The organism is Porcincola intestinalis, from assembly GCF_009696445.1.
GTDB lineage: Bacteria > Bacillota > Clostridia > Lachnospirales > Lachnospiraceae > Porcincola > Porcincola intestinalis.
In genome coordinates this window covers 1-6,943 of record NZ_VULZ01000025.1, presented here as the reverse complement: position 1 = coordinate 6,943, position 6,943 = coordinate 1, and the positions used below count along the sequence as shown (strand labels likewise).

Annotated in this window: 7 protein-coding genes; all 7 read left to right on the top strand. The window is 50.5% G+C overall.

What is annotated here, in order from left to right; genetic code table 11:
* Positions 1 to 1,137: ATP-binding protein (locus FYJ35_RS14270; RefSeq protein WP_154527581.1), on the top strand; the 1,137-nt coding region annotated here is incomplete at its 5' end.
* A gap of 17 nt (positions 1,138 to 1,154) precedes the next feature.
* Positions 1,155 to 1,616, top strand: a complete 462-nt coding sequence (locus FYJ35_RS14265; protein WP_154527580.1) for a DUF669 domain-containing protein — start codon at positions 1,155 to 1,157, stop codon at positions 1,614 to 1,616.
* A gap of 3 nt (positions 1,617 to 1,619) precedes the next feature.
* Positions 1,620 to 3,221, top strand: coding sequence for a DEAD/DEAH box helicase (locus FYJ35_RS14260; RefSeq protein WP_154527579.1), 1,602 nt, complete (start codon positions 1,620 to 1,622; stop codon positions 3,219 to 3,221).
* Positions 3,214 to 5,487 carry an AAA family ATPase gene (locus FYJ35_RS14255; protein WP_154527578.1) on the top strand — a complete coding sequence of 758 codons (2,274 nt, stop codon included), beginning with the start codon at positions 3,214 to 3,216 and terminating at the stop codon, positions 5,485 to 5,487. The genes FYJ35_RS14260 and FYJ35_RS14255 overlap by 8 nt, the downstream gene beginning before the upstream one ends.
* 520 nt (positions 5,488 to 6,007) lie before the next feature.
* On the top strand, positions 6,008 to 6,406 hold the full coding sequence (locus FYJ35_RS14250; RefSeq protein ID WP_328597097.1) for a RusA family crossover junction endodeoxyribonuclease: 399 nt from the start codon (positions 6,008 to 6,010) through the stop codon (positions 6,404 to 6,406).
* Entirely contained in the window at positions 6,382 to 6,645 is a 264-nt protein-coding gene (locus FYJ35_RS14245; protein WP_154527577.1) for a hypothetical protein, read from the top strand. Before FYJ35_RS14250 ends, FYJ35_RS14245 begins: the two co-directional genes overlap by 25 nt.
* A gap of 11 nt (positions 6,646 to 6,656) precedes the next feature.
* Positions 6,657 to 6,929, top strand: coding sequence for a hypothetical protein (locus FYJ35_RS14240; RefSeq protein WP_154527576.1), 273 nt, complete (start codon positions 6,657 to 6,659; stop codon positions 6,927 to 6,929).
* Positions 6,930 to 6,943 lie beyond the last annotated feature (14 nt).

Here is a 6,943-nt window from a genome sequence, read left to right as displayed (position 1 = left end):
TCAACACTGGCTTCTAAATTTCCCGATCCGGTATTTATCGATACTGAGGGCAGCACGAACATGATGGATGTGGCGCGGCTTCCCGCGCCTTCCAGCTGGACAATGCTATTTGAAGAGATCGATTATGTCAAAACGCATCCAGATTGCTGCAAAACGCTGGTCATCGATACAGCTGACTGGGCGGAACAGCTTTGCATCCGGTATATCTGCGAAAGCCGGAAGGTCAACGGAATCGAGGACTTCGGATATGGCAAGGGCTACACCTACGTCAAAGAAGAATTCGGACGCTTCCTGAATAAGGTATCTGACCTGATTGATATCGGAATCAACGTTGTTCTCACCGCACATGCAGTCATGCGGAAATTCGAACAGCCAGATGAACTTGGCGCATACGACCGCTGGGAACTGAAGCTTACCAAACAGTCTGCACCATTAGTGAAAGAGTGGTCGGACATAATGCTGTTTTGCAATTTTAAGACAGTTGTTATCAATGTCGACAACAAGGGAGCGACGAAAGGTAAGAACAAGGCGCAGGGAAGCCGGCGCGTCATGTACACGCAGCATCATGCCTGCTGGGATGCAAAGAACCGCTCTGGACTTCCGGAAGAAATCCCGATGGGATACGACGAGTATTTAAAGCCGATTATCGAAGGGATTGTAAGTGAAACGCAAGTCAATGTAAGTGAAACGCAAGCTGCAACCTACAAGATTGACGAAGGCAAGCAGATCGACCTGAAGGATTACCAGCACATCGCAAGCGGGGAGGAGATTGAAACAATCCCAGTTGAAAAACCTGCAACAAAAGAAGCGCCTGATCCTGGTGTTTCTGCCCTTCCTGAGTCACCAAAAGCTCCGGAAGAGAAACCTCCGGAACCCATCTCACCTGCCGTCGTATCACCATACCTGTCGGACCCGAACAGGATCCCGAAGGCGCTGAAAGACCTGATGGAAAAGGATCACATCAGCGAATGGAATCTTCAGGACGCAGCATATAGCAAAGGCTATTACCCGCGGGATACCCTGCTTCAGGACATGGATCCGAACTTCTTAACGGGCTGGTTTGTAGCGTTCTGGCCGAAGGTGAGAGAGCTTGTAGAAGGCCTGAGAGACAAAGACGAAGTACCTTTTAAAGACTAAGAGAGGAGATAAAAATCATGGGAGATTTAGCACAGAACAATGACGGCGCACTGGATTGGGGGAGCACGATTGTAAAAGATGATGAGTATACCATCCTGCCGGAAGGAACATACAACTTCACTGTTGAATCAATCGAGCGTGGACGCTTTGAGGGATCTGATAAACTGTCGGCCTGCCCACAGGCAAATCTGACGCTGAGGGTGACAAACCCAATCGACGGTACAGAAGGAAAGGTTTTTGAGAGCCTGAAGCTTCACGCAAAGATGGAATGGAAGCTGTCGCAGTTCTTCACTTCAATCGGCCAGAAAAAGAAAGGTGAACCACTGGTCATGAACTGGAATACAGTCCCCGGATCAACGGGGACGCTTGAACTTGAGATCAATCACTATACAAAGAACGACGGATCAAAAGGAGAAAACAACCGGGTAAAGAAATTCCTCCCGAAAGAGCAGAAGTCTTTTGTTCCGGGAAAGTTTTAAGCCATGGGCGCGGTGACACTGCGCCCCTATCAGGAAGAGGCGCGTAAATCAGTCGAGGACAAATGGCTCGAAGGAACAAAGCGCACTCTGGTTGTTCTGCCTACAGGGACGGGAAAGACGGTCATTTTCGCGAAAATCGCAGAGGACATGGTGAAGCAGGGGAATCATGTACTGATCCTTGCGCATCGCGGAGAGCTGCTGGAACAAGCGGCTGACAAGATATACAAAACAACCGGACTAAAGTGCAGTGTTGAAAAAGCGGAAGAAACCTGCATGGACAGCTGGTTCAGAATCACAGTCGGTTCCGTGCAGTCGCTTCAGCGCGAAACCCGCCTTTCACGATTCCCCGCGGATTTTTTTGGAACAATCATCATTGATGAGGCGCATCATGCAATTTCTCCTGGCTATCAAACGGTACTGCAGCATTTTAAGGATGCGCATGTACTTGGTGTCACGGCAACTCCTGATCGTGGCGATATGCGTAATCTTGGAGAGTACTTTGACAATCTGGCTTATGAATATACGCTTCCGCGAGCAATCAAGGAAGGTTATCTCTGCCCGATCAAAGCACTCACAATCCCGCTGAAGCTGGATATCAGCCAGGTCGGCATACAGTCCGGAGACTTCGCAGCAGGCGAAATCGGAACGGCGCTTGATCCGTATCTTGAACAGATCGCAACGGAAATGGAAACCTACTGCAAGGATAGGAAGACGGTCGTTTTCCTTCCGCTGATCAAGACCTCTCAGAAGTTTGTGGAAGTTTTGACCGCTCATGGCTTCCGCGCTGCGGAAGTAAACGGCGGATCAGAGGACAGATCGGAAATTCTGAAAGCATTTGATGCGGGAGAATATGACGTACTGTGCAATTCAATGCTGCTTACCGAAGGCTGGGATTGTCCATCAGTGGACTGCGTTATCGTCCTCCGCCCGACAAAAGAACGAGGTCTTTTTTGTCAGATGGTGGGCCGTGGGACCCGCCTTTCGCCGGGGAAAAAGGACCTCCTGCTGATCGATTTTCTATGGCTGACTGACAAGCACGAACTGTGCCACCCTGCGAGCCTGATATGCGAAGACAACGATGTAGCGCAGCAGCTGACGAAAAATCTGGAAGATAAAGCGGGCGTCGCTGTCGATCTGGAAGAGGCTGAAAAGATGGCAACCGAGGATGTCATCCAGCAGAGAGAGAATGCCCTTGCAAAGAAGCTAGCTGAAATGCGCAGACGGAAAAAGAAACTTGTTGATCCGCTGCAATATGAGATGTCAATCCAGGCGGAAGATCTTGCAGGGTATACTCCGGCATTCGGCTGGCAGATGGCTCCTCCATCAGATAAGCAGATTCAGCAGCTGGAAAAGCGCGGCATCTGTCCGGATGAGATCGAGAATGCAGGCAAGGCAGCACTCCTGTTAGACCGCATCGAAAAGCGCCAGCTGGCGGGACTCACAACCCCGAAGCAGATCAGGTTCCTTGAAGGCCGCGGGTTCAAGCACGTTGGCACATGGGAATTTGACACGGCGAGGAAACTGATAGACCGGATCGCGGCAAATGGATGGCGCGTCCCGTTTGATATCAACCCGGAAACGTTCGAAGGGAAAGCAAATGTATGACCTGAAAGATCTACTAGAGTATATCGATCCGGCACAGCTAAGCTATCAGGAATGGTGCTCAGTCGGAATGGCACTGAAGCAGGAAGGCTACATGGCGTCTGACTGGGATTCCTGGTCAAAGGCTGACAGCCGGTATAAGCCGGGCGAATGCTTCCGGAAATGGGGCACATTCCGCAACGAGAACGGCGAGGCGCCTGTTACCGGTGGCACCATCGTTGAGCTGGCAAAGCGCGGCGGATTCAGTCCGTCAAAAGGCCGCGATTACGCTCTGAATTGGGACAGTACCATCAGTGATGACGGCGACAAGATCATCGATTCCGGATGGCTGGAAGATAAGGAGATTGTCGAGCCGAAGAACTGGAATCCTATTCAGGAGCTGATCACATATCTTGAGACGCTGTTCAATTCGTCCGAGAACGTAGGCTATGTCACGACCGTATATCACGGCGAAGACGGACGCTTGTCGCCTCAGCGTGGTCTGTGGGACCGGACAGCGGGACAGCTGATCGCGGAACTAAAGAAGTACAACGACATCGGCGCTGCGCTGGGCGACTATAACCCGGAAGCGGGAGCATGGATCCGGTTCAATCCGCTAGATGGGGAAGGCATCAAGAATGAAAATGTCACAGACTTCAGGTATGCGCTGGTCGAATCCGATAAGATTCCACCAGCCCGCCAGAACGCGATAATCCGGGAACTTGAGCTTCCGGTTGCGGCGCTTGTGTATTCCGGAGGTAAATCGGTCCATGCGATCGTAAAGATTCAGGCCGATGATTATTCGGAATACCGAAAGCGCGTCGAGTATCTATACAAAGTCTGCGCAAAAAACGGCCTTCAAGTCGACACGCAGAACAAAAACCCGTCACGACTGTCTCGTATGCCAGGCATCATGCGAAAGGGACATAAACAGTTTCTGATGGGGACCAACCTGGGAAAAAAATCCTGGGATGAATGGGCGGAATGGATTGATGCAGTAAATGACGATCTTCCGAATCCGGAAGAGCTGTCAGACGTGTGGGACAACATTCCTCCGCTGGCGGACTGCCTGATCGATGGCGTCCTGCGCAAGGGGCACAAGATGCTGCTTGCCGGACCGTCCAAAGCAGGTAAGTCATTTGCCCTGATCGAACTGACCATAGCAGTGGCAGAAGGAACGCGCTGGCTAGGTTTCAAATGCGCTCAGGGCAAGGTCCTATACGTTAATTTGGAGCTGGACCGCGCAAGCTGCTTGCACCGCTTCCAGGACGTCTACAGAGCGCTCGGGATCCCCGCAAAGAACCTCAGAAACATTGATATCTGGAACCTGCGAGGCAAATCTGTACCTATGGACAAACTCGCTCCGAAGCTGATCAGACGCTCTGAAAAGAAAAATTACGACGTTATCATTATCGACCCGATCTATAAGATCATCACTGGAGATGAGAACAGTGCTGACCAGATGGCGAATTTCTGCAACCAGTTCGACAAGATTTGTACGGAGCTGCACGCTGCGGTTGTTTATTGCCATCACCACAGCAAAGGCGCACAAGGCGGCAAGAAGTCGATGGACAGGGCATCCGGATCGGGTGTATTTGCCCGCGATCCTGACGCACTGCTGGACCTTACAGAGCTGGAAGTAACTGACAATATCCGTGAGATGCTGCGGGGAAAAGCTATCATCAGAGGCACAGAAAAAGCCCTCAATGAGTTCGTCAAAGACTGGCAGAACGACGTCGGGCAGGACGACCGGCTGTCTCCCACAGCGATGCAGGAGTACGCCGGAAGCAAGCTTGACTTCGATCAATCGAGCAAAATGGCGGAGTATGTTTCCACTGAAATTGCCCGTGAAGAGCACTGTACTGCATGGCGGATCGAGGGCACACTTCGTGAATTTGCGTCCTTCCCGCCGCTTGATTTGTGGTTCGATTATCCGATCCACAGACCAGATTCCTATGAGGTTTTGAAGGATATCCAGCCTGATGATGGTGATCCATGGATAAAACGCAAGCAGGTATTCGCGAAACAGCAGCAGAAAAAAGGCAAAGAAACGCTCGATATGTACCTTGATGCGCTTGAAGAATTGATGCCAGAAGGCACGGATTCCATCACGATAGATGAGCTGGCAGAGGTTACGGGAAAGAGTAAAGACCGAATCAGACATGATTTTAAAGGCTCAAAACGGTATCCAGGACGTGCAAAAACACTCCAAAAAGAGGGCTATAAATACGTCGATGGCACACCAAAAGAGCCTGCTAAAGTCATCAGAATCAATCCGGACAACGAGTAAATTTTTGTCCGGAGTGTTTTGTCCGGGTATCCGGACAAAAGTCCGGACAACGAACTTTCTGTTTTGTCCGGACTACAAGCATCACAGTCCGGACAAAAGTCCGGACAACGAATTTTCTGTTTTGTCCGGGTATCCGGACAAAAGTCCGGACAAATATACCTAACGGTATATATGTGTCCGGATACCGGCCACCCACTGACGTGTGTGCCACCCTAGCCGGGACATGGGGCGATGCTTACGCCCCCATGCCCGGTATCGGGGCCTGACACACAGTCAGCGTCATACGCGCGAGAGAAAGGAAAAAGAAAAAATTGAAAAAATTGGATTGTGAATTTTTAAATTGTGCAAAACATATGCCTCCCTTGCATCATTCATTGCGAGACAAAGAATATGACATCAAAACCAGTGAGGCTGCACGATGGATTTGTAACCAGCCAGAAGTGATGCAGAAAATTTTTGATATAGCCAGAAAGCATGGCGTAATCGTGTATGACAAAGAATCTGGGACATGGAAAGGTATATGCCAAAAATGAAAATCGAGTTTTTTATGCCGATGAAAAATCCGCCGACAGTTACGCAACAGGAACATAAAGTGACAGTTGTTCGTGGCAAGCCGGTGTTCTACGAGCCGGCCGAGTTGAAGGCCGCGAGACAGCAGCTTCTCGATCTGGTGGCGCTGCACGCTCCGGAGCAGCCGATGAACGGTCCGCTTCAGCTGGTGACTAAATGGATCTGGCCGGGAAAGACGACCGAGTACAAGACGACTAAACCAGACACGGACAACCTGATCAAGATGCTTAAGGACTGCATGACCCGGGCGCACTTCTGGCACGATGATGCTCAGGTCGCCTCAGAGGTAACGGAAAAATATTACGACACGGGTGCGACAGGAATATGGGTACAGGTGAGAGAACTTTAAACGAGCCGATACCGGAAGAACAGTTCAAAGCATTCATCCGGGTGACGGTCAACGAATTTTATAACAAATGGCGGCATCGCATCCGGACAGCGAATATGCAGCGTGACGAGTGGGACGTGCTGATTCTGGAAGCTGATCGAATCGTCAAACAGGGCAGACAATATCCGGTGGTATCGGACATTGTATTCGCTCTGGTACAGGAACTGAGTCGGGAAGCGATAAATCTTGAGAAGAACTAGGAGGATGAGAGATGGGATTCAATGAGACATTGAATTGGTTTTACGAATACGTCTTTATGGGCAGAGGCGGCAGATGGCACAACTTTCCCGACATGGGGAAGGGCGAACAATGGTACAGCTACTACTACGCGGAGAACAGGCTGTATATCATCCGGGACGGAATGACAGATCAGTTGTATTTCGTTAAAGCGGGTTCGCCCAGAGAGGCATACCTGGAATTTTTTCGGAGGATGGAGGAGGCGCAAAACGCTGGAAGCTATGTCAACGAAGATGAGGAGGTATGAAGAGATGGAAGAGA